This window comes from Variovorax paradoxus, assembly GCA_016806145.1.
Lineage (GTDB): Bacteria > Pseudomonadota > Gammaproteobacteria > Burkholderiales > Burkholderiaceae_C > Variovorax.
On record CP063166.1, the window covers coordinates 610,382 to 630,058 of the forward strand.

Consider the following 19,677-nt stretch of genomic DNA (forward strand, 5'->3'; position numbering starts at 1 on the left):
GGAATTCCTCGCGGCTACTTCTGCGTGACCACGCCCTTGACGAACCAGTCCATCTTCCAGAGGTCGGCGTCGGACAGCACGGCGCCCTTGGCCACGCGCTCCTTGCCGTCGCGGTCGGCCAGCGGGCCGGCGTAGATCTGCTTGCCCTTCATGAGCGCGTCGCGCTCGGCCGTGATCAGCGCGGCCTTGTCCTTGGGCACGGCCGGGCCGAAGCCCGCGATGTCGGTGCCGCCGTCCTTCATCGAAATGAAGGCGCCGTACTCGGCGGGCTTCCAGTTGCCGGCCATGATCTTCTTGAGCTCGGGCGTCAGGAAGCGGTCCCACACCCAGACCGAGGAGCACAGCGTGGCCTTGGGCGCGAACTGGCGCAGGTCGCGGTGGTGGCCGGTGCCGTAGACGCCGCGCTCCTGCGCGACGATCTGCGGCGTCGGGCTGTCGACGTGCTGGCCGATCACGTCGGCGCCCTGGTCGATCAGCGCGGCGGCGGCGGCGCGTTCCTTCACGGGGTCGTTCCACGCGCCGGTGTAGATCACGTTGACGGTGGCGTTGGGGTTCATCTTCTGCGCGCCGAGCGCGAAGGCGTTGATGGTCCAGTTCACCACGCCGAAGGGATTGGCCGCGACGAAGCCCAGCTTGCCGCTCCTGGAGGCCGCGCCCGCGGCCATGCCGCACAGGTACTGGCTCTCGTAGGTGCGGCCGTAGAAGGACTCGAGGTTGCGGCCGTTGGTGGTGCCCGAACCGTTGAGGAAGGCGACGTCGGGGTACTTGGCGGCCAGGTCCTTGAAGCTGTCGGAGTAGCCGAAAGCCGTGCCGATGACGATGTTGGCGCCGCGCTGGATGAACTTCTCGGCCGCGGGCTTGATGGCCGAGGCGTCCTCGGGCACGTTCTCGACGAACTGGATCTTCTGGCCGAGTTCCTTCTCGATCTTCACGCGCGCCTCGTCGAAGGCCTGGGTCCAGCCGCCGTCGTTCTTGGGGCCGAAGTAGAGCATCGCGATCTTGGGCTTGTCCTTGAGCGTGAAGCCGTCGGCGGCGGCCGCGGGCAGCGCCGCGAGGGACGCCGCGCCCGCCGCGAAGGCCAGGGCGAGGCAGGAAACGGGAGTGCGCGACATGGAGCGACCTTTCGAGAGAGGCATGGCGGAAGGGGGCGGAAAGAAGAAGGAAAGCGAGCAGGCGCGGGGACGCCGCGTTCGCGTCACAGCATGAAGTTGATGCGGAACACGTTGCCCTCGGGATCGAGCAGCACCGACTGGTACCAGTCGTAGTAGGTGCGATAGGGCGCCTTGACGAGCGTGGCGCCGGCCTCGAGCGCGACCGGCACCATCCGGTCGACCTCGTCCTGGCTGTCGACGTCGATGTTGAGCAGGAACTTCACGCCGCGCGTGTCGGAGAACTCGGCGAGCTGCAGCAGTTCGTAGGCATCGAGGGCGTTGAAGCCGAGGCTCGACTTGCCGGTGTCGAGGCCGCGGAAGATCGGCGAGCGGATCGCCTCGATCTCGGGGAAACCGAACACGCGCTGGTAGAAGCCGCTGAGCGCGACCACGTCCTTCGCGAAGACGTTGACGTAGGACAGGTGGGCCATGTGCTCTATGCCGTCACCTTGGTGCCGCCGAAGGTCGTCTGCTTGACGAACTTCGAGGTCAGGTGGTCGCCCGAGGAGATCGGCGCGTACTTCGGCTGTTCGCCGGGCGCGAGGCAGCTCGGCAGGCACTCGACCATCGCGTCGTAGTTGGGCTGGTGGAAGAACACCAGCGACTGCCGTCGGTTGGTGCTCGCCACCTCGAAGGGCGGGTTGATCACGCGGTGCAGCGTCGACACCCACTGGTCGTTGGTCCACTGCATCATCAGGTCGGCGATGTTGACGACCAGGCCGCCCTCGACCTGCGGCACGTCGACCCACTGGCCGGCCTTGTTGAACACCTGCAGGCCCTTGTCGTCGGGCAGCACGATCGTGAGGCTGCCGTAGTCGCTGTGCGCGCCCGCGCGCAGCTGGCCCGGCAGCGGCTGCTCGCGCTGCGGCGGATAGCTCAGCACGCGGAACATGCTGATGTGGCGGTCGATCTTGTCGTCGAAGAAGCGCTCGGGCAGCGCGAGGCCGAGCGCGAACACGCGCATCAGCGAGCGCGAGAGATCGCTCATCGCCTCGAAGTAGCCCTCGTAGGCTTCGCGGAAGCCCTCGATCGGCGGCCAGCTGTTGGGCTCGAAGTGCGGGCCTGCGGCGGGACCGCGGTGGTAGTCGTCGTCGGGCACGTTCGAGGGGCCGATCGAGAACGACTCCTTGAGGTCGCCCGGTGCCGCTTCCTCGAGGCTGTACGAGAGGCCTTCCTCGCCGACCGCGCTGTAGCCGCGCACCGCGTCCTCGCGCGGGCGGTCGACCTTGCGCTTGTCGGCCAGGGGCAGCTCGAAGAAGCGCCGTGAGAGCGAGGCCACGCGCGCGATCAGCTCGGGCGCGATGCCGTGGTTGGTGATCACGAGGAAGCCGATGCTGCGGCAGGCTTCGTCGACTTTGTGCGCGACCTCGGCCTTGCCTTCGGCGGTGCCGGCGAAGTACGGCGCGAGATCGATGATGGGAACGGACAGCAGGGTCATGGCGAAAGGCTCCATGGGCTTGGCATGCCTTTCGCCATGCAACGTCTGTGCCAGTTGGACCAAATGGACAAATCGCTTTCGTCGCGTCAGCATGGTGCGCCGTGGGGCCTGGTCAACACCGGCGCGGCGCGGTGCGATGCATCGCGGCCTTACAGTGGTGCGCGTTCCGAACCCATGACCGACGACGATCGACGAACAAAGAAAGAGCGAGGGAAGATGCCGAAGACCAAGGCGCTGGCCGCGGCCAGCCACAGCGAGAAGCCGAGCCGCAAGCCCGCCGTGCGCAGCGCGTCGGCGGTGAACCGGCGGCTGCGCCAGATCGAGAACAAGCGCAGCGCGATCCTGGGCGCGGCGCTCGGATTGTTCTCGCGTTTCGGGCTGCACGGCACCTCGATCGACCAGGTGGCCGCGCGCGCCGACGTGTCGAAGAGCAACCTGCTGTACTACTTCGCGAACAAGGAGGAGCTCTACGTCAACGTGCTGCGCGACCTGCTCGCGCTGTGGCTCGAGCCGCTGCGCGGCTTCAGTGCCGAGCAGGATCCGCGCGAGGCGATCGGCGACTACATCCGCCGCAAGCTCGTGATCTCGCGCGACCGGCCCGATGCCTCGCGCCTGTTCTGCCTCGAGATGATCCAGGGCGCGCCACTGCTGCGTGACGAACTCGATCGCGAGCTGCGCACGCTGGTGGAGAAGAAATCCGAAGTGATCCGCGCCTGGGTCGAGGCCGGCAAGCTCGCGCCGGTCGATCCGCCGCACCTGATCTTCGCGCTGTGGGCGATCACGCAGCACTACGCCGACTTCGGCGTGCAGGTGCAGGCGCTGTCGGGTCACACGCTCGACGACGAGGGCTTCTTCGAGCGCACGGTGGAGAACGTGCAGCGCATCGTGCTGCAGGGTATCGAGCCGCGTTGAGACCGCGGCTTCAGTGCGGCGGCGCCGCGATCTCGTGATAGCGCCGGTCGAAGTAGATCAGTCCCTGTGCCGCGCCGCCGATGGCGATGGCCACGGCTTCGCAGAACAGCACGTCGTGCGTGCCCGCGCTGGTGGCGTGCATCACGCGGCAGTCGAAGGAGACGGCCGCGTCCTCGAGCATCGGCGAGCCGGTGGCGTCGCGGCGCCAGCGACCGGCGGCGAAGCGCTCGTCCATCGGCGTGCGGCCGCCGAACAGCGCGGACAGCGACTGGTGGCCCGCGGCCAGCACGTTCACGCACAGCACGCCATTGGCCTTGAAGGCCGGGTACACCGAGGCCGAGCGGTTGAGGCACACGAGCAGGGTCGGCGGCTCGTCGGTCACGCTGCAGACGGCCGAGGCCGTGAAGCCGGCGCGGCCCGCGGGACCGTCGGTGGTGATGATGTTGACGGCCGCGCCCAGTCGCGCCATTGCGTTGCGATAGTCGCTTTTCTGCAGGCCGGGCGGCAACCCGGCGGGCGTCGGAATGGAGGCCATGGCGTGTTGCATGCCAGGTGCTTTCAGGCCAGCACGCAGGCCTCGTCGAAGCCCAGGCGCGGCAGGCGCCCGAACAGCTTCGACGCGTCGCCGTGGCCGAGGTTGATGAGGAAGTTGACGGTCCAGTCGCTGCCCTCGAAGAAGGCGGCGTCGACCTTGGCCTTGTCGAAGCCCGACATCGGGCCCGCGTCGAGCCCGAGCGCGCGCGCCGCCAGCAGCAGGTAGCCGGCCTGCAGGCTGGCGTTGCGGAAGGCCGTCTCGTGCGCGGCCTCGGGGCTGCCGGTGAACCAGCTGCGCGCATCGGCATGCGGGAAGAGGGTGGGCAGCCGGTCGTAGAACCTGCGGTCCCAGGCGGCGATGACGGTGACGGGTGCGCTCATGGTCTTGTCGAGGTTGCCCTTGGACAGCGCGGGCGCGAGCCGGGCCTTGCCCTCGGGCGTGCGCACGAACACGAAGCGCGCGGGCGAGCAGTTGGCCGAGGTCGGCCCGAGGCTGGCGAGCGCGTGCAGCTGGCGCAGCTGGGCGTCGGACACCGGTTCGTCGGTCCAGCCGTTGTGGCTGCGCGCGGCGGTGAAGAGCAGCGCGAGCGCCGCGTCGTCGAGCGAAGTGGAAGTGGTCATGCGATGGCGGCGGGTGCGGCGACCCGCGAGAGGAAATCGAGCAGTCCGCGGTTGAAGGCCTCGGCCTCGGTCACGCTGTGGGCATGGCCGCCGTGCGCGACGAAGTCGAGCGTGACGTCGCGCAGGCCGTCGGCCAGGTGCTGCGAGCAGGTCCAGGGCACGAGCACGTCGTCCTTGGCGGCCGCGATCAGCGCGGGCGCGGCGATCTCGCCGAGGCGCGCGGCGACGTCGAAGGCGCGCAGCGCGCCGATGCGCGCGCGCATGTTGGCCTCGCCCGGGAAGTGCGCGAACGCGTGGTCGACCTCGTCGGCCACGCGCTGCGCATGCTCGGCGGCCCAGGCCGCGGGGTACAGGAAGATCGGCTGCGCCTCGACATAGGCGCGCGCGCCGCAGGCGCCGAGCAGCGCGAGCCGCGCGTCGAAGCAGCGCGCCGAATGCGGATTGGGTCGCGCCCACGCGTTGACGAGCACCAGGCTCGCGATGCGCGCGGGTGCGTCGAGCGCGAGCTGCAGGCCCACGAGGCCGCCGAGCGCATGGCCCGCGAAGTGGCATCGCGCGGTGCCGGTGGCATCGAGGATCTCGAGCACGTCGCGCGCCATGTCGGCGATCGCATAGGCCTCGGGCAGCGCGGCGGGGCTGCGGCCGGTGCCGCGCTGGTCGTAGGCGATGACGCGGTGGCCGGCGGCGACCAGCGCGCCGAGCTGCGGCTGCCAGAAGCCGGCCGAGCCGCCGAGGCCCGACGACAGCAGCACGGTGGCCGCGGCCTCCGAAGGGCCATGCACCTCGTAGTGCAGGGGGCTCATCGAGCTCAGGCCTTTTGGCCCACATGCGCGATCGAGGCGATCTCGATCAGCGCGTCGGGCTTCACCAGGCCGCACTGGATGCAGAAGCGCGCCGGCTTGGTGCCCGGGAAGAACTCGGCATAGACCGCGTTGATCTTCGCGTAGTCGGCCCAGTCCTTGATCATGATCTGGTTGAAGGTCACGTCGTCCATGGTGCCGCCCGCGGCCTCGACCACGCCCTGGATGGTGGCGAGCACATGGCGCGCCTGCGCGGCGGCGTCGCCGACATGGACCACGTTGTTGTCCTTGTCGAAGGGCAGCGTGCCCGAGACGTAGAGCACGCCGTCGGCGAGCGTGCCGGGCACGTAGGGGGCGAGCGGCACGCCGGTGCCGGGCGGGATGATGGCTTGCTTGGGCATGGAAAGACTCCTGGAGAAAAGAGGATCAGGCGGTGGCCGTTTCGGCCGGAGTGGGTTGCGACAGCGCGGCCGGCGCGAAGCTGCGGCAGAAGTGGTCGACCGAGGAGACCCAGCCGAAGAAGGTCTCGACGTTGTAGACCGAGGCCTGCTGGATCGCGGGCCCGCCGAGCTCGTGCGTGGCGTCCTCGAGCATCACGGCGAAGTACTCGAGGTGGAAGGCGTCGCGCAGCGTGGACTCGACGCAGACATTGGTCGCGATGCCGGTGAACACGAGGTGGCGGATGCCGCGCGAGCGCAGCGTGCTGTCGAGCGTGCTGTTGAAGAAGCCGCTGTAGCGCGTCTTGGGCACGACGATGTCGCCGGGCTGCGGCTTCATCTCGTCGATGAGTTCGTAGTCCCAGCCGCCCTTGGCGAGGAAGCGGCCCTGCAGCTCGGGCCGTGCGCGCATGGTCTTGAGCGCGTTCGACTTGTGCCAGTTGGGCGAGCCGGGGCCGCCGGCCTCGACATAGCCGGCGTCCCAGCCGTTCTGCAGGAACACCACCAGCATGCCGGCCGCGCGCGCCGCGGCGATGGCGCGCACGATGCCGGCGATGGTGCCCTGCGCGCCCGAGATGTCGAAGCCGGCCGAATCGACGTAGCCGCCGAGCGAGGCATAGGCGTTCTGCATGTCGACCACGACGAGCGCGGTGTCGCTTGCATGCAGCGCGAGCGGCTCGGGGCGCGCGGGCAGGATCAGCGGGGCGGGGGCGCCCGCGGCGCGCGGCGCGCCGACGGGCGTGGTCGAGGTGAGGGTGGCGTTGCGGGCCGGTGCGTTCATGGCGTGCTCCGGTTCAGGCCGCGAGGCGTTCGGGTTCGGCGCGCGAGGGCACCGGGCTCGCCACGTGCGCGCGGCTCTTCATCAGCGGCTGGATGCGCTCGCCGAAGGCCTCGACGCCTGCGAGGAAGTCGTCGAAGGTCAGCAGCACGCCCTCGGTGCCGGGCACCTCGGCCACCTCGTCGAGCAGGCGCGCCACGGTCTCGTAGGAGCCCACGAGCGTGCCCATGTTGATGTTCACGGCCGAGGTCGGGTCGGCCATCTGGCGCACGTTGGTGTCGGCGCCCGATCTGGTGTCGGCCGCGCCCTGCGCGCCGAGCCAGGCGATGGCCTCGCTGTCGGCGCCGGCCTTGTAGTGCTCCCACTTGGCGCGCGCGGCCTCGTCGGTCGCGTCGGCGATCACCATCATCAGCACGTAGCTGGTGACGTGGCGGCCCGTGGCGGCGCTGGCCTCGATCAGCTTCTCGGCCGCGGGCGCGAAGGCGCGCGGCGTGTTCACGCCCTTGCCGAAGCAGAAGTTGTAGTCGGCGTACCTGGCCGAGAACGCCATGCCGGCGTCGCTCTGGCCGGCGCAGATCACCTTCATGTCGGCCTGCGGGCGCGGGCTCAGACGGCAGTCGTCCATCTGGAAGTGCGCGCCCTTGAAGTCGCAGCGGCCCGTGCCCCAGAGGTCGCGCAGCACCTGGATGTATTCGGACAGGTATTCGTAGCGCGTGCCGAAGAACTGGTCGCCGGGCCACATGCCCATCTGCGAGTACTCGGGGCGCTGCCAGCCGGTGACGAGGTTGAGGCCGAAGCGGCCGTTGGAGATCGAGTCGATGGTCGAGGCCATGCGCGCGACGATGGCCGGCGGCATGACCAGCGAGGCGGCGGTGGCGAACAGCTTGATCTTCGTGGTGACGGCCGCGAGCCCGGCCATGAGCGTGAAGGACTCGAGGTTGTGGTCCCAGAACTCCGTCTTGCCGCCGAAGCCGCGCAGCTTGATCATCGACAGCGCGAAGTCGAGGCCGTAGTGCTCGGCCTTCAGCGTGATCGCCTTGTTGAGCTCGAAGCTGGGCTTGTACTGCGGGGCGTTCTCGGACAGCAGCCAGCCGTTGTTGCCGATGGGGATGAAGATGCCGACGTTCATGGAAGGGCTCCGGTTGCGGGATGGCGAGGCTCCTTGCATGCGGCGTGCCAGTCGAAAAAATCCTTGTGAATCAATGGCTTGATGATTTTTCAGGCCGTTGTTTTGTCCAAATGGTCCAAAGTGGAACGGTCGATCGCCCGAAGCTGCGGCGGCGCGGTGCGCGCCGTGCCAAAGCAGTGCAGCGCCCGCGTCATGCACGGCGCGGCAGAATCACGCCCATGCCCAAGTCCCCACTTCGCACCGCCGCGGCCATCGGCGGCACCGCCGACGACATCGAGGCCGCCTTCTACGAGGCGCTGCAGCGCGGCGACATCGACGCGCTGATGGCCTGCTGGGCCGACGAGGACGAGGTGTTCTGCGTCCACCCGGGGGGCCCGCGGCTGGTGGGCTCGGCGGCGATCCGCGCGGCCTTCGAGCAGATGTTCGGCAACGGCGCGATCCACGCCACGCCCGCGCACGTGCGCAAGATTGACTCGATCGCGAGCGCGGTCCACAACGTGCTCGAGCGCATCGAGGTGCTCACGGTCGAGGGCCCGCGCCATGCCTTCGTGCTGGCGACCAACGTCTATCACAAGACCGCGCAGGGCTGGCGTATGGTGGCGCACCATGCGAGCCCGGGCAGCGCGCGCGAGCCCGACGACGCGAACGAGCTGCCGCAGATGCTGCACTGAGCGCCGGCGTTCTCTTCCTTCGTTCGATGTCCGCGTTCCTTCCTTCTTCCTTTCCCTCCGGCACGCCCGATGCGCCGTCGCCATCCGCGATGGATTACCTGGCGCCGCGCTGGCTGCCCGGCGGCAACCTGCAGACGATCTGGGGCGCGCTCTATGCGCGCCGCTTCGAGGGCGCGGCACCGGTCTACCGGCGCGAACGCTGGGCCGCGCCCGACGGCGACTTCGTCGACGTGGACTTCGCCGATGCGCCCGGTTCGCAGGGCGAGCCCGGCGAGCGACCGCTGCTGGTGCTGTTCCACGGCCTCGAGGGCTCCTCGCGCAGCCATTACGCCGAGGCCTTCGCCGACTTCGCCGCCGCGCGCGGCATGGACTTCGCCGTGCCGCATTTCCGCGGCTGCAGCGGCGAGATGAACCTCGCGCCGCGCGCCTACCATTCGGGCGACTTCGAGGAGATCGGCTGGATCCTCGCGCGCATGCGCGCGAGCCGCAAGGACGGCGCGCCGGTGCTCGCGGCCGGCGTCTCGCTCGGCGGCAATGCGCTGATGCGCTGGGCCGGCGAGGCCGGCGAGAGCGCCTCGCGGGTGGTGAGCGCGGTCGCCTCGGTGTGCTCGCCGCTCGATCTCGCGGCGGGCGGCGATGCCATCGGCCGCGGCTTCAACCGGCTGGTCTACACCCGCATGTTCCTCGCGACCATGAAGCCCAAGGCGCTGGCCAAGCTGGCGCAGTTCCCGGGGCTGTTCGACGGCGCCCGGCTCGCGGCCGCGCGCGACCTGCGGACCTTCGACGACGTCTTCACCGCGCCGCTGCACGGCTTCGTCGACGCGGACGACTACTGGCGGCGCGGCTCGGCCAAGCCGCACCTGGGCGCGATCCGCGTGCCCGCGCTGGCGGTGAATGCGCGCAACGATCCCTTCATTCCCGCGGCCAGCCTGCCGCGGCCTGGCGAGGTCGGCCGCCACGTCACGCTGTGGCAGCCCGCGCACGGCGGCCACGTGGGCTTTCCGATGGGGCGGCCGCCTGGCCATGTGCGCGGCATGCCCGAGCAGGTCGGGCGCTGGCTCTGCCGCCAGGCCGGCGTGCCGGCCGACGCGGTGCGCGCCGCTGCGCGGGGACAATGAGGCCATGGACGACATCGTCAGACAGGCCCTGGCCAAGTGGCCCAACGTTCCGCACTGCTACGGCTGGCTCGGCCTCGACGCGCGCGGCAACTGGTACATGCGCGACGACCGCACCCAGGCCCAGGGGCCGTTTCCGGCCGCCAAGGGCTCGATGCTGCGGCACGACAAGCTGATCGACTTCATCCACCGCAACTACGAGCACGACGACGACGGCCAGTGGTTCTTCCAGAACGGGCCGCAGCGCGTCTACGTGGAACTGGAGGCGGCGCCGCTGGTCTGGCGCATCGCCGAGACCGGCTTCGCGGTGACGGCGCACACGGGGCAGGCCGCCGAGGTCAGGGGCTGCCTGCTCGACGAGCACGGGCACCTCTATCTGTCGGCGGACCTCGGGCTGGGACTGGTCCACACGCAGGACGTGGGCCTGGCGGCCGATGCGATCGAGCAGGGGTTGTGGACGCCCGAGACGGTGACGGCGGCGGAACTGCCGGCGCGCTTCGGGCATGTGCTGAGCCCGGCCGAACGCCATGCCACGCAGGCCTGAGTTGCTATCTAAAACGTAGCAAGCGAACACAAAAAAGCCGGCGCGAAGCCGGCTTTTTGCTGGGCGGACGCGGCGCGCGGGCCGCGATCCCCTCCTGAATTACTTGCTGGCGCTGGCCGCCGGAGCGGCAGGCGCCGCGCCAGAAGCCGCGGGTGCCGCGGCCGCCGAAGCGCCATCGGCCGGGGCTGCCGCCGCCGGACGGTCGGGCACCGGGAACTTGGCGCCGCCGGCATTGGCCATGTAGACCACGGCACGGCCGATCTCCAGGTCCTCGAAGTCGCCGCCGCCCTGGGCCGGCATCGCGCCCTTGCCCTTGAGCGCATGCTCGAGCAGCGTGGCGTAGCCCTGGCCGATGCGCGGGCCCCAGGCGGCCGCGTCGTTCAGGTGCGGTGCGCCGGGAATGCCGGGCGCGCCGTGGCAGGCGACGCACTGGGCCTTGAACACCGCTTCGCCGGCCGCCAGCGGGCGGTTGGCATCGCGGATCTCAATCGCGCCGATCTTCTTCAGGCGCTCGCCGACCTCGCGGTCGCGCGCTTCCTTGGTGACGCCGTAGAGCGCCATGTTGTCGCCCTCGGCGGTACCGGCCGGCTTGTTGCCGGACACCACATAGGCCACGAGGCCCACGATGATGAAGATGGGTGCGAGGAAGGAGAAAAAGACCGCCAGCAGCAGTTGCTTGGGATTCTTGATCGGACCGGTGTGGGCTTCTTCGGTGGCCTGGTAATGCGGGTCTGCGCTCATGGCGTCCTCAAAATCGGGGGCTCGTCGGGGGGCGTTTTTCGAATCAACCGACGATTATAGAGAGGCCCTTCGCCGCAAGGCGAAGGGCCGGTCGCATGAGCGTGCGCGGATTTGCGCGCAAACAACCGTCGAGGCGGCTTCAGCCCTTGCGACGGATGACGACGGCGGGCGGCGTTTCGGCCGTGCCGGTGGTCGCGGCGGGCGCCGCGGGCGCCGCGCCGGTGGCCGCCGCGCCCGGCTTGGCGCCCGTCGCCTGCCCGGTGGTCGTGGCACCGGCGGCGTCGCGCGAGGCCCAGCCGCCGCCCAGCGTCTTGTACAGCGTGACCTGGTTCTGCAGCAGTTGCAGCTGCGTGGTCACGGCCGACTGCTGCGCCGTGAACAGCGAGCGCTGCGCGTCGAGCAGGTCGAGCGCGCTGGCCACGCCGTTGCGGTAGCGCAGGTCCGAGAGCTTGAAGCGCACCGCCTCGGCATCGGCCTGCGCCCGCTGCGCGCGCGCCTGCTCGCCGAAGGTGGCGCGGCCCGCGAGCGCATCGGCCACTTCGCGGAACGCGGTCTGGATCGACTTCTCGTACTGAGCCACCGCGATCTCGCGCCCGGCCTTGGCCGAGTCGAGGCCCGCGATGTTGCGGCCCGCGTCGAACAGCGGCAGCGTGACCGAGGGCGCGAAGCTCCAGGCCTTGGTGCCGCGGTCGAACAGGTTCGAGAACTCGCTGCTCGCGGTGCCGATCGAGGTGGTCAGCGAGACGCGCGGGAAGAAGTTCGCGCGCGCCGCGCCGATGTTGGCGTTGGCGCCGATCAGCTGCTGCTCGGCCGCGCGGATGTCGGGCCGCTCGGCCAGCAGGTCGGAGGGCAGGCCCGCGGGCACGTCGGGGATCGGGCGGATGCCGCCCAGGCCCTTGGCGCCCTCGAAGGCGCTCGCCGGCACCGGCGCGCCCAGCAGCAGCGCGAGCGCGTTCTCGTCCTGCTGGCGCGTGCGCAGCTGCTGCGCATAGGCGGCGCGCGCGGTCTCGGCCAGCGAGTTGGCGGCCTGGAAATCGAGCTCCGACGACACGCCGTTGTCGAAGCGCAGCTTGGTCAGCCGCACCGATTCCTCGCGCGTGCTGAGGGTCTGGCGCGTGATCTCGAGCAGCTCGTCGTCGGCCAGCACCGTGAGCCAGCCGTTGGCGACCGCGGCGATCAGGCTGATCTGCGCGGCCTTGCGCGTTTCGTCGGTGGCGAGGTATTGCGCCAGCGCCTGGTCCTTCAGCGCGCGGATGCGGCCGAAGAAGTCGATCTCCCAGGCGGTGATGCCGAGGTTGACCGAGTACTGCGAACTCACGCTGCCCTGGCTGCTGTCGATCGCCTGGTAGACGTTGGGGCTCGAGCGCGAGCCGTTGCCCGACAGGCCCAGCGCCGGGAACAGGTCGGCGCGCTGGATCTGGAACTGCGCGCGCGCCTGCTCGATGTTGAGCACCGAGACGCGCAGGTCGCGGTTGTTCGCCAGCGCGGTCTGGATCAGGCCCGCGAGGCGCGGGTCGGTGAAGAAGTCCTGCCAGGGCATGGAGGACGCCGCCGGCCCGGCCGGCTGCGTTGGGTCGCCCGGGTAGGTGGTGGGCACCGGCGCCGCCGGACGCTCGTAGGTCGGGATCAGCGAGCAGCCGGCCAGCAGCAGCGAGGCCGCCAGCGCGGTGGGAATCAGTTTGTTATTGAGGTTCATGTTTTTCCTCCGAGATGCCGGCGGCTTGCGCATGCCGCTTGTCGGCCTCGCGCTGGCGCGCGCTGCCCTTGAACAGCGTGCGCACCACCACGAAGAAGACCGGCACGAAGATCACCGCGAGCAGGGTGCCCGTCACCATGCCGCCGAGCACGCCGGTGCCGATCGCGCGCTGGCTCGCCGAGCCGGCGCCCGAGGCCGTGAACAGCGGCACCACGCCGAGGCCGAAGGCCAGCGAGGTCATGATGATCGGCCGGAACCGCAGGTGCGCGGCCTCCAGCGCCGACTCGATCACGCCGCGGCCCTGCGCCTGCAGGTCCTTGGCGAACTCGATGATCAGGATCGCGTTCTTCGCCGACAGGCCGATGATCGTGATCAGGCCCACCTGGAAGTACACGTCGTTCGAGTACGAACGCAGCAGCGTCGCGAGCAGCACGCCGATCACGCCCAGCGGCACCACCAGGATCACCGACAGCGGGATCGACCAGCTCTCGTACAGCGCGGCCAGGCAGAGGAACACCGCCAGGATCGCGAAGCCGTAGAGGATCATGGCCTGCGAGCCGGCGAGCTTTTCCTCGCGCGACTGGCCGGTCCATTCGAAGCCGAAGCCTTGCGGCAGCTGCGAGGCGAGCTTCTCCATCTCGGCCATCGCGGCACCGGTGCTGTAGCCGGCCGCCGCGTCGCCGCTGATGCGCATCGCGGGGTAGCCGTTGTAGCGCACGGTCTGCGTCGCGCCGGTCACCCACTTGGTGGTCGCGAACGCGCCCAGCGGAACCGGCTGGCCCTGCGCGTTGGTCGCGTTGAGCTTGAGCATGTCGTCGGGCTGCATCCGCGCCGGGGCGTCGGCCTGCACCACCACGCGCTGCAGGCGGCCGCGGTTCGGGAAGTCGTTGATGTAGCTCGAACCCAGCGCGGTCGACAGCGCGCCATTGATCGCGTCGAAGCTCACGCCCAGGGCGTTGGCCTTGTCGCGGTCGATGTCGATCTGCAACTGCGGTGCGTCTTCCAGGCCGTCGGGACGGACCTGCGACAGGATCTTGCTTTGCGCGGCCATGCCCAGCAGCTGGTTGCGCGCGTTGACGAGCGCGTCGTGGCCCGCGCCCGCGCGGTCCTGCAGCCGGAAGCTGAAGCCGCTGGCGTTGCCCAGTTCGGGAATCGGCGGCGGGCTCAGCGGATAGATGAAGGCGTCGCGGATGCCCGAGAGCGCGCCGAAGGCCCGGCCGGCGAGCGCGCTGGCCGAGTTGCCCGGGTCCTTGCGCTCCTCCCAGTCCTTGAGCGTCACGAAGGCGAGGCCCGCGTTCTGGCCCTGGCCCGAGAAGCTGAAGCCCATCACGCTCACGATGCTCTGCACTTCGGGCTGCTTCATGATGAAGCCTTCGACCTGCTGCATCACCGACAGCGCGCGCTCCTGCGTCGCGCCCGGCGGCAGCTGCACGTTCACGATGATGTTGCCCTGGTCTTCCTGCGGCAGAAACGAGCTCGGCAGATGGGTATAGAAGTACACCACCGCGCCGATGATCGCCGCGTAGATGATCAGGTAGCGCGCGGCGCGGCGCAGGATGCGCGCGACGATGCTTTCATAGCCCTTGGCGGTGCGCGAGAAGCCGCGGTTGAACCAGCCGAAGAAGCCGCGCTTCTCGTGGTGGTGGCCGGCTTCCACCGGCTTGAGCAGCGTGGCGCACAGCGCCGGCGTGAGCGACAGGGCCATGAAGGCCGAGAAGCCGATCGAGGCCACCATCACCGCCGAGAACTGGCGGTAGATGTTGCCGGTCGAACCCGCGAAGAAGGCCAGCGGCACGAACACCGAGATCAGCACCACGGTCACGCCGATGATGGCGCCCGAGATCTGCTGCATCGCCTTGCGGGTGGCGTCCAGCGGCGACAGCCCTTCCTCGCTCATGATGCGTTCGACGTTCTCCACCACCACGATCGCATCGTCCACCACGATGCCGATCACCAGCACCATGCCGAACATGGTCAGCACGTTGATCGAGAAGCCCAAAGCGAGCAGGGTGGCGAAGGTACCGAGCAGCGCGATCGGCACCACGATGGTCGGGATGATCGTGTAGCGCCAGTTCTGCAGGAACAGGAACATCACGAGGAACACCAGCGCGACGGCTTCGAACAGCGTCTTCACCACTTCGGTGATCGAGATCTGCACGAAGCGCGAGCTGTCGTAGGGGATGTCCCATTTCACGCCCTTGGGGAAGTAGCGCTGGAGTTCGGCCATCTTCGCGCGCACGGCCTTGGCCGAGCGCAGCGCGTTGCCGGTCGGCGTGGGCTGCACGCCGACGCCCACCGCGGGCACGCCGTTCAGGCGCGCCGAGGTGGCATAGCTCTGGCCGCCGAGCTCGACGCGCGCCACGTCCTTCAGGCGCACGGTCGAGCCGTCGGTGTTGGCGCGCAGCACGATCTCGCGGAACTGCTCGACGCTGGTGAGCTGGCCGTTGACCGTCACCGTGGCGGCGATGGCCTGGCCCGGCACGTTCGGCAGGTCGCCGAGCGTGCCCGAGGCCACCTGGGCGTTCTGGGCGCGGATCGCGTTGTTGACGTCGGCCGGCGACAGGTTGAAGCCCTGCAGCTTGGCCGGGTCGATCCAGATGCGCATCGCGTTCTCGGAGCCGAACAGCTGCACCTTGCCCACGCCCTCGATGCGCTGCAGCTCGGGCACGATGTTGCGCGCGACGTAGTCGCCGAGCGCCACCGGGTCGACGTCGGGGTTGTCCGACGAGAGCAACGCGAACAGCAGGAAGTTGTCGCGCGACTTGTCGACCTGCACGCCCTGCTGCGTCACCGCCGAGGGCAGCCGCGGCGTGGCGCGCGAGAGCCGGTTCTGCACGTCGACCTGCGCGAGGTCTTCATTGGTGCCGGGCTCGAAGCTGATGGTGATCGCGCCGGTACCGTCGGCCTGCGCCACCGATTCCATGTAGATCAGGCCGGGCGAGCCATTCATTTCGCGCTCGATCACGGACAGCACGCTGTCCTCGAGCGTCTGGGCCGAGGCGCCCGGATAGGCCACGTTGATCACGATGGCGGGCGGCGCCACCGGCGGGTACTGGGCGATCGGCAACTGCGTGATGGACACGCCGCCGAGAACGATGACGAACAGTGCGATCACCCACGCGAAGATGGGTCGATCGATGAAGAATTTGGCCATTGCGGGCGCGCTCCTTGATTACTTCTTCTCGGCCGGAGCCGAGGCTGCCTTCTGGGGGGCGGGTGCCGCGCCAGAGGCTGCCGGCGCGGCGGTGGGCGCCGCACCGTTGGGATTCGGTTTCGTCCACGGGACGGCCTTCACGGGCGTGCCCGGCGGCATCATCTGCAGGCGCTGGAAGCCGTCGACCATCACCTGTTCGCCGGCCTTCAGGCCTTCGAGCACCACCCACTGGTTGTCCTTGGCGGCGCTGATCTTCACCGTGCGCTGGCTCAGCTTGCCGTCCGCGCCCACCACCGTCAGGTGGTCACCCTGCTGGGTGCGCGTGACCGCCTGCTGCGGCACCGTGATCGCGTTGCTGACCTGCGCCTGCTCGAGCTTCACGCGCACGTAGAGGCCGGGCAGCAGCTCGCCCTTGGGGTTGGGAATCTCGGCGCGCAGCGTGACCTGGCCGGTGGTGGCGTCGACCGTGAGGTCGGAGAACAGCAGCTTGCCGTCCTGGCCGTAGTCGGTGCCGTCCTCGAGCACCAGACGGATGCTCGCGGCGTCTTCGCCGCCGGCGCGCTTGTACTGGCCCGCGGCGACCGCGCGACGCAGCTTGAGCACGTCGGAAGCCGACTGCGTGAAGTTCACGTACAGCGGATTGATCTGCTGCACCACGGCGAGCTCGGTGGCATCGCCCTGGCCGACCAGCGCGCCCTCGGTGACCAGCGCGCGGCCGATGCGGCCCGAGATCGGCGAGGTCACGTCGGCATAGCCCTGGTTGATCTTCGCGGTCTGCAGCGCGGCGCGGCTGGCGGCCACGTCGGCCTCGGCGGTCTTCTGCGAAGCCACCGCGTTGACGTATTCCTGCTTGCTCACCGCATTGGCCTCGACCAGCGGCTTGTAGCGGTCGGCCAGGGCCTTGGCCTGCGCGGCATTGGCTTCGGAGCGGGCCAGCGCGGCCTGCGCGTTCTGCGTGGCGGCCACCAGCGGTGCCGGGTCGATGCGGAACAGCAGCTGGCCGGCCTTCACGTCGCTGCCTTCGCGGAACTCGCGCTTGAGCAGGATGCCGGCGGCACGCGCACGCACCTGGGCCACGCGCGAGGCCTCGAGGCGGCCCGGCAGTTCGGTCACCAGGCCGACGTCGCCCGGGGTCGCGACGATCACGCCCACTTCGGGAGCGGGACGGGCGCCGCCGCCACCGCCGCCACCCGCGCCGGCACCGGCGGGGGCATCGTTCTTCGAACAACCAGCGATGACCAGCAACACGACGGCAGCCACGGTCGCGAGGCGCGGCGAAAGAAACGATGGGCGCGAAACATGCAGGAGAGGCATGCGATTCCTTTGAAGCGAAGACGGGAGACGGCGATTTCTGCGGCCGTGCCGGAAAGCCAGCACGGCCAGGTGGGCCATCGGGAAGGGCGACAGTTTACATACATTCATGGATGTATAGTGACATCCACGCAATGGCCCCACGATATGCAAAGGGCGTTGCCTATACAAATCAGGAGACTTGGTGGCACGTCGTACGAAGGAAGAAGCACTGGCGACGCGGAATCGACTGCTCGATGCCGCGGAGCTGCTGTTTCAGGCGCAGGGGGTCTCCCAGACCACGCTGCAGCAGATCGCGCAGCAGGCCGGGGCGACGCGGGGCGCCATCTATTGGCACTTCAAGGACAAGGCCGATCTCTTCAACGCGATGATGGAGCGGGTCATCCTTCCGCTCGAGGCGCCGCCCAAGGCCGCGGCCCTGAGCCACGACGACCCGCTGGCCGAGATCGAGGAGGGCATGGTGCACGCGCTGACCCTCATGACCACCGACCCGCAGGTGCGCCGCGTGTTCGACGTGGCGACCCACAAGGTCGAATACACCCACGACATGGCCTCGGTGCAGCAGCGCCACCTCGACGCGCGCAACGCCTGCGTGGTCGATTTCGAGAAGGCCCTGCGGCTGGCCGCGCGGCGCGCCCGCATCAAGCTGCCGGTGCCCGGCAGCGTTGCGGCGCAGGGGCTGCATGCGCTGATCAGCGGACTGATCCAGAACTGGCTGCTCGATCCCGCGGCCTTCGACCTCGTGCCCACGGGCCGGCGCACCTTCCGCGTGTACCTCGCGGGCCTCGGTTTCACGCGGCAGACGGGGGCGAATGGCGCGGCCGTGCACGAAGCCGAAACAGCGGCCGCGTGATAGGCGATAATGTGAGGCTGCGGTTTCACCGGAAACCCATTTCTCGCTGTATTTCAACGGATAGAATTCGGCCCTCCGAAGGCTGAGATCCAGGTTCGATTCCTGGCGGCGGGACCAGACACACGGCAAAAAGGCCGGAAGCTCCAAGGGGCTTCCGGCCTTTTTCATGGGGGTGCTCATTGGGGTGGGCGGCGGGTGGTCGGCCCCGATCTGCCCCGCGCCGCGGTCCGCGAAAACTGCCATCGCGCCGATGTTGCGGGCGCAATGTGGAGCAACTGTGAAGATCGCACCGCCCGCATGGCCTTGCTTGCGTTTGCCGGCCGCGCGGCATCATCGGTGTCCATCATGAGAATCGGCATCCGGACCAAGCTCTTCTTCTTCGTGCTGGTGGCTTGCGCCGCCGTGGTGGTGGTTCAGGCCGGCGCGATGCGCTTCGTGTTCGCGCGCGGCTTCCTCGGCTACCTCAACCAGCAGGGTCGCGCGCATGTCGAGGAGATGGTGCCGCGCGTGGCCGCGGCCTATGCGGCGCATGGCGACTGGCAGTTCCTGCGGCAGGATTTCCGCAACTGGATGGAGCTGGTGCTGCCGATCGCGCGCGAGCCCGGCGTGGATCCGGCGCCGCAGCTCGCCTCGTCCGACCAGACCGGCGCTCTCGCGCGCATCGGCCTGCTCGACGCGCAGCTGCGCCGCGTGGTCGGCAATCCCTCGGTCGGGCCGGACTCGATCCGGCTGCCGGTGACGGTCGACGGGCGCATCGTCGGCTGGGTGGCGATGGTGCCCTTCGAGGACGTGCTGCCCAAGGACGACGCGCGCTTCCTCGAGCGGCAGTTCAAGGCGCTGACGCTGATCGGCCTGGGCTCGATCGCGGTGGCGGCGCTGCTGACCTTCGTGCTGTCGCGCGCGCTGCTGCGTCGTGTGCGCGGCATGGCCGGCGCCACGCAGCGGCTGGCGGCCGGCGACTACGCCTCGCGCATCGAGGTCGGTTCGAACGACGAGCTCGGCCATCTCGCGAAGGACTTCAACCGCATGGCGCAAACGCTCGAGCACACCGAGCGCGCGCGCCGCACCTTCATGGCCGACATCTCGCACGAACTCCGCACGCCGCTGGCGGTGCTGCGCGCCGAGCTCGAGGCAATCCAGGACGGCATCCGCTCGACCACCGCGCAGTCGGTCGACGCGATGCATGCCGAGGTCGGCCGGCTGGGCAAGCTGGTCGACGACCTGCACGATCTTTCGCTGACCGACATCGGCGCGATGACCTACCGGCGCACGCCGATCGACGTCGCGACCGTGCTGCGCGCGGCGGTCGGCAGCATGCAGGGCCGGCTCGAGGCCGAGGGCCTCGAGCTGCGCGTGCATATGGCGCCGACACCGCTGTCCCTCAGCGGCGACGAGCGGCGGCTGCAGCAGCTGATCGCGAACCTGCTCGAGAACTCGCTGCGCTACACCGACCGCGGCGGCGTGGTGCAGCTGCGCGCCGATCGTCATGAGAGCGGCGTGCGCATCGTGGTCGAGGACAGCGCGCCCGGCGTGCCGCTCGACAAGCTCGAGAAGCTGTTCGAGCGCTTCTACCGCGTCGAGGGCTCGCGCAACCGAGCGAGCGGCGGCAGCGGTCTGGGCCTCGCGATCTGCCGCAACATCGTCGAGGCGCACGAGGGCCGCATCGAGGCGCAGGCCTCGCCGTTCGGCGGGCTGCGCATCGTCATCGACCTGCCGGGGATCGATGCATGAGCGCCGCGCCGGGCCGTCCCAAGCAAGCTCGCACCGCAGTGCGAAGCACGAAGGTCTTTCA

The 19,677-nt window shown here is 69.5% G+C and carries 19 protein-coding genes and 1 tRNA gene; 7 read left to right on the top strand and 13 right to left on the bottom strand.

All coding sequences use genetic code 11. From position 1 onward, the window contains the following. Positions 1-14 precede the first annotated feature (14 nt). From INQ48_02945 to INQ48_02955, 3 genes are all read right to left on the bottom strand, one after another. Entirely contained in the window at positions 15-1,112 is a 1,098-nt protein-coding gene (locus INQ48_02945; GenBank protein ID QRF58245.1) for a BMP family ABC transporter substrate-binding protein, read from the bottom strand. 83 nt (positions 1,113-1,195) lie between these two features. Further along, positions 1,196-1,582 carry a VOC family protein gene (locus INQ48_02950; protein ID QRF58246.1) on the bottom strand — a complete coding sequence of 129 codons (387 nt, stop codon included), beginning with the start codon at positions 1,580-1,582 and terminating at the stop codon, positions 1,196-1,198. A 5-nt stretch (positions 1,583-1,587) separates the two neighbouring features. Further along, positions 1,588-2,589: an isopenicillin N synthase family oxygenase gene (locus tag INQ48_02955; protein ID QRF58247.1), complete on the bottom strand. Its 1,002-nt coding sequence runs from the start codon at positions 2,587-2,589 to the stop codon at positions 1,588-1,590. A 216-nt stretch (positions 2,590-2,805) separates the two neighbouring features. On the opposite strand from INQ48_02955, the gene rutR reads away from it, so the two are divergent. Beyond that, positions 2,806-3,501, top strand: coding sequence for an HTH-type transcriptional regulator RutR (gene rutR / locus INQ48_02960; protein ID QRF58248.1), 696 nt, complete (start codon positions 2,806-2,808; stop codon positions 3,499-3,501). Positions 3,502-3,511: 10 nt separating this feature from the next. Here rutR and rutF read toward each other — a convergent pair whose 3' ends face one another. The 6 genes from rutF to rutA all read right to left on the bottom strand — a co-directional run bounded on the left by rutF (position 3,512) and on the right by rutA (position 7,800). Further along, complete coding sequence (rutF, locus tag INQ48_02965) at positions 3,512-4,048, bottom strand: pyrimidine utilization flavin reductase protein F (protein QRF58249.1); 537 nt, start codon at positions 4,046-4,048, stop codon at positions 3,512-3,514. An 11-nt stretch (positions 4,049-4,059) separates the two neighbouring features. After that, positions 4,060-4,656, bottom strand: coding sequence for a malonic semialdehyde reductase (locus INQ48_02970; GenBank protein ID QRF58250.1), 597 nt, complete (start codon positions 4,654-4,656; stop codon positions 4,060-4,062). Beyond that, positions 4,653-5,459, bottom strand: a complete 807-nt coding sequence (gene rutD / locus INQ48_02975) for a pyrimidine utilization protein D (protein ID QRF58251.1) — start codon at positions 5,457-5,459, stop codon at positions 4,653-4,655. Before rutD ends, INQ48_02970 begins: the two co-directional genes overlap by 4 nt. A gap of 5 nt (positions 5,460-5,464) precedes the next feature. Then, positions 5,465-5,857 carry a pyrimidine utilization protein C gene (rutC, locus tag INQ48_02980; GenBank protein ID QRF58252.1) on the bottom strand — a complete coding sequence of 131 codons (393 nt, stop codon included), beginning with the start codon at positions 5,855-5,857 and terminating at the stop codon, positions 5,465-5,467. 25 nt (positions 5,858-5,882) lie between these two features. Next, complete coding sequence (rutB, locus tag INQ48_02985; protein QRF60583.1) at positions 5,883-6,593, bottom strand: pyrimidine utilization protein B; 711 nt, start codon at positions 6,591-6,593, stop codon at positions 5,883-5,885. Positions 6,594-6,687: 94 nt separating this feature from the next. Beyond that, a complete protein-coding gene (gene rutA / locus INQ48_02990; GenBank protein QRF58253.1) occupies positions 6,688-7,800 on the bottom strand; it encodes a pyrimidine utilization protein A in 1,113 nt (370 codons plus the stop codon). Between the two features lie 218 nt (positions 7,801-8,018). On the opposite strand from rutA, the gene INQ48_02995 reads away from it, so the two are divergent. The 3 genes from INQ48_02995 to INQ48_03005 all read left to right on the top strand — a co-directional run bounded on the left by INQ48_02995 (position 8,019) and on the right by INQ48_03005 (position 10,130). Next, positions 8,019-8,471: a nuclear transport factor 2 family protein gene (locus INQ48_02995; GenBank protein QRF58254.1), complete on the top strand. Its 453-nt coding sequence runs from the start codon at positions 8,019-8,021 to the stop codon at positions 8,469-8,471. A gap of 89 nt (positions 8,472-8,560) precedes the next feature. Then, positions 8,561-9,589 carry an alpha/beta fold hydrolase gene (locus tag INQ48_03000; GenBank protein ID QRF60584.1) on the top strand — a complete coding sequence of 343 codons (1,029 nt, stop codon included), beginning with the start codon at positions 8,561-8,563 and terminating at the stop codon, positions 9,587-9,589. Between the two features lie 4 nt (positions 9,590-9,593). After that, positions 9,594-10,130, top strand: a complete 537-nt coding sequence (locus tag INQ48_03005) for a DUF2946 family protein (GenBank protein QRF58255.1) — start codon at positions 9,594-9,596, stop codon at positions 10,128-10,130. A 99-nt stretch (positions 10,131-10,229) separates the two neighbouring features. Here the strand turns inward: INQ48_03005 and INQ48_03010 are convergent, their stop codons facing one another. The 4 genes from INQ48_03010 to INQ48_03025 form a co-directional block, all read right to left on the bottom strand. Beyond that, positions 10,230-10,871 carry a cytochrome c5 family protein gene (locus INQ48_03010; GenBank protein ID QRF58256.1) on the bottom strand — a complete coding sequence of 214 codons (642 nt, stop codon included), beginning with the start codon at positions 10,869-10,871 and terminating at the stop codon, positions 10,230-10,232. Between the two features lie 139 nt (positions 10,872-11,010). Continuing rightward, complete coding sequence (locus INQ48_03015; GenBank protein QRF58257.1) at positions 11,011-12,567, bottom strand: efflux transporter outer membrane subunit; 1,557 nt, start codon at positions 12,565-12,567, stop codon at positions 11,011-11,013. Continuing rightward, entirely contained in the window at positions 12,554-15,721 is a 3,168-nt protein-coding gene (locus tag INQ48_03020) for an efflux RND transporter permease subunit (protein QRF58258.1), read from the bottom strand. The genes INQ48_03015 and INQ48_03020 overlap by 14 nt, the downstream gene beginning before the upstream one ends. A gap of 18 nt (positions 15,722-15,739) precedes the next feature. After that, positions 15,740-17,035 carry an efflux RND transporter periplasmic adaptor subunit gene (locus INQ48_03025; GenBank protein QRF58259.1) on the bottom strand — a complete coding sequence of 432 codons (1,296 nt, stop codon included), beginning with the start codon at positions 17,033-17,035 and terminating at the stop codon, positions 15,740-15,742. A 178-nt stretch (positions 17,036-17,213) separates the two neighbouring features. Between INQ48_03025 and INQ48_03030 the strand changes: the two genes are divergently transcribed. The 3 genes from INQ48_03030 to baeS all read left to right on the top strand — a co-directional run bounded on the left by INQ48_03030 (position 17,214) and on the right by baeS (position 19,616). Next, a complete protein-coding gene (locus INQ48_03030) occupies positions 17,214-17,885 on the top strand; it encodes a TetR family transcriptional regulator (GenBank protein QRF58260.1) in 672 nt (223 codons plus the stop codon). A 42-nt stretch (positions 17,886-17,927) separates the two neighbouring features. After that, positions 17,928-18,002 (top strand) — tRNA-Arg (locus INQ48_03035). A 228-nt stretch (positions 18,003-18,230) separates the two neighbouring features. Beyond that, the gene (baeS, locus tag INQ48_03040; GenBank protein QRF58261.1) at positions 18,231-19,616 is read left to right on the top strand and encodes a sensor histidine kinase efflux regulator BaeS; all 1,386 of its coding nucleotides are present in this window, start codon (positions 18,231-18,233) and stop codon (positions 19,614-19,616) included. Positions 19,617-19,677: the final 61 nt, after the last annotated feature.

Coding starts and splice junctions, on each gene's coding strand:
- INQ48_02945 (QRF58245.1), bottom strand. CDS start 1,112: ATGTCGCGCACTCCCGTTTCCTGCCTCGCCCTGGCCTTCGCGGCGGGC.
- INQ48_02950 (QRF58246.1), bottom strand. CDS start 1,582: ATGGCCCACCTGTCCTACGTCAACGTCTTCGCGAAGGACGTGGTCGCG.
- INQ48_02955 (QRF58247.1), bottom strand. CDS start 2,589: ATGACCCTGCTGTCCGTTCCCATCATCGATCTCGCGCCGTACTTCGCC.
- rutR (QRF58248.1), top strand. CDS start 2,806: ATGCCGAAGACCAAGGCGCTGGCCGCGGCCAGCCACAGCGAGAAGCCG.
- rutF (QRF58249.1), bottom strand. CDS start 4,048: ATGCAACACGCCATGGCCTCCATTCCGACGCCCGCCGGGTTGCCGCCC.
- INQ48_02970 (QRF58250.1), bottom strand. CDS start 4,656: ATGACCACTTCCACTTCGCTCGACGACGCGGCGCTCGCGCTGCTCTTC.
- rutD (QRF58251.1), bottom strand. CDS start 5,459: ATGAGCCCCCTGCACTACGAGGTGCATGGCCCTTCGGAGGCCGCGGCC.
- rutC (QRF58252.1), bottom strand. CDS start 5,857: ATGCCCAAGCAAGCCATCATCCCGCCCGGCACCGGCGTGCCGCTCGCC.
- rutA (QRF58253.1), bottom strand. CDS start 7,800: ATGAACGTCGGCATCTTCATCCCCATCGGCAACAACGGCTGGCTGCTG.
- INQ48_02995 (QRF58254.1), top strand. CDS start 8,019: ATGCCCAAGTCCCCACTTCGCACCGCCGCGGCCATCGGCGGCACCGCC.
- INQ48_03000 (QRF60584.1), top strand. CDS start 8,561: ATGGATTACCTGGCGCCGCGCTGGCTGCCCGGCGGCAACCTGCAGACG.
- INQ48_03005 (QRF58255.1), top strand. CDS start 9,594: ATGGACGACATCGTCAGACAGGCCCTGGCCAAGTGGCCCAACGTTCCG.
- INQ48_03010 (QRF58256.1), bottom strand. CDS start 10,871: ATGAGCGCAGACCCGCATTACCAGGCCACCGAAGAAGCCCACACCGGT.
- INQ48_03015 (QRF58257.1), bottom strand. CDS start 12,567: ATGAACCTCAATAACAAACTGATTCCCACCGCGCTGGCGGCCTCGCTG.
- INQ48_03020 (QRF58258.1), bottom strand. CDS start 15,721: ATGGCCAAATTCTTCATCGATCGACCCATCTTCGCGTGGGTGATCGCA.
- INQ48_03025 (QRF58259.1), bottom strand. CDS start 17,035: ATGCCTCTCCTGCATGTTTCGCGCCCATCGTTTCTTTCGCCGCGCCTC.
- baeS (QRF58261.1), top strand. CDS start 18,231: ATGAGAATCGGCATCCGGACCAAGCTCTTCTTCTTCGTGCTGGTGGCT.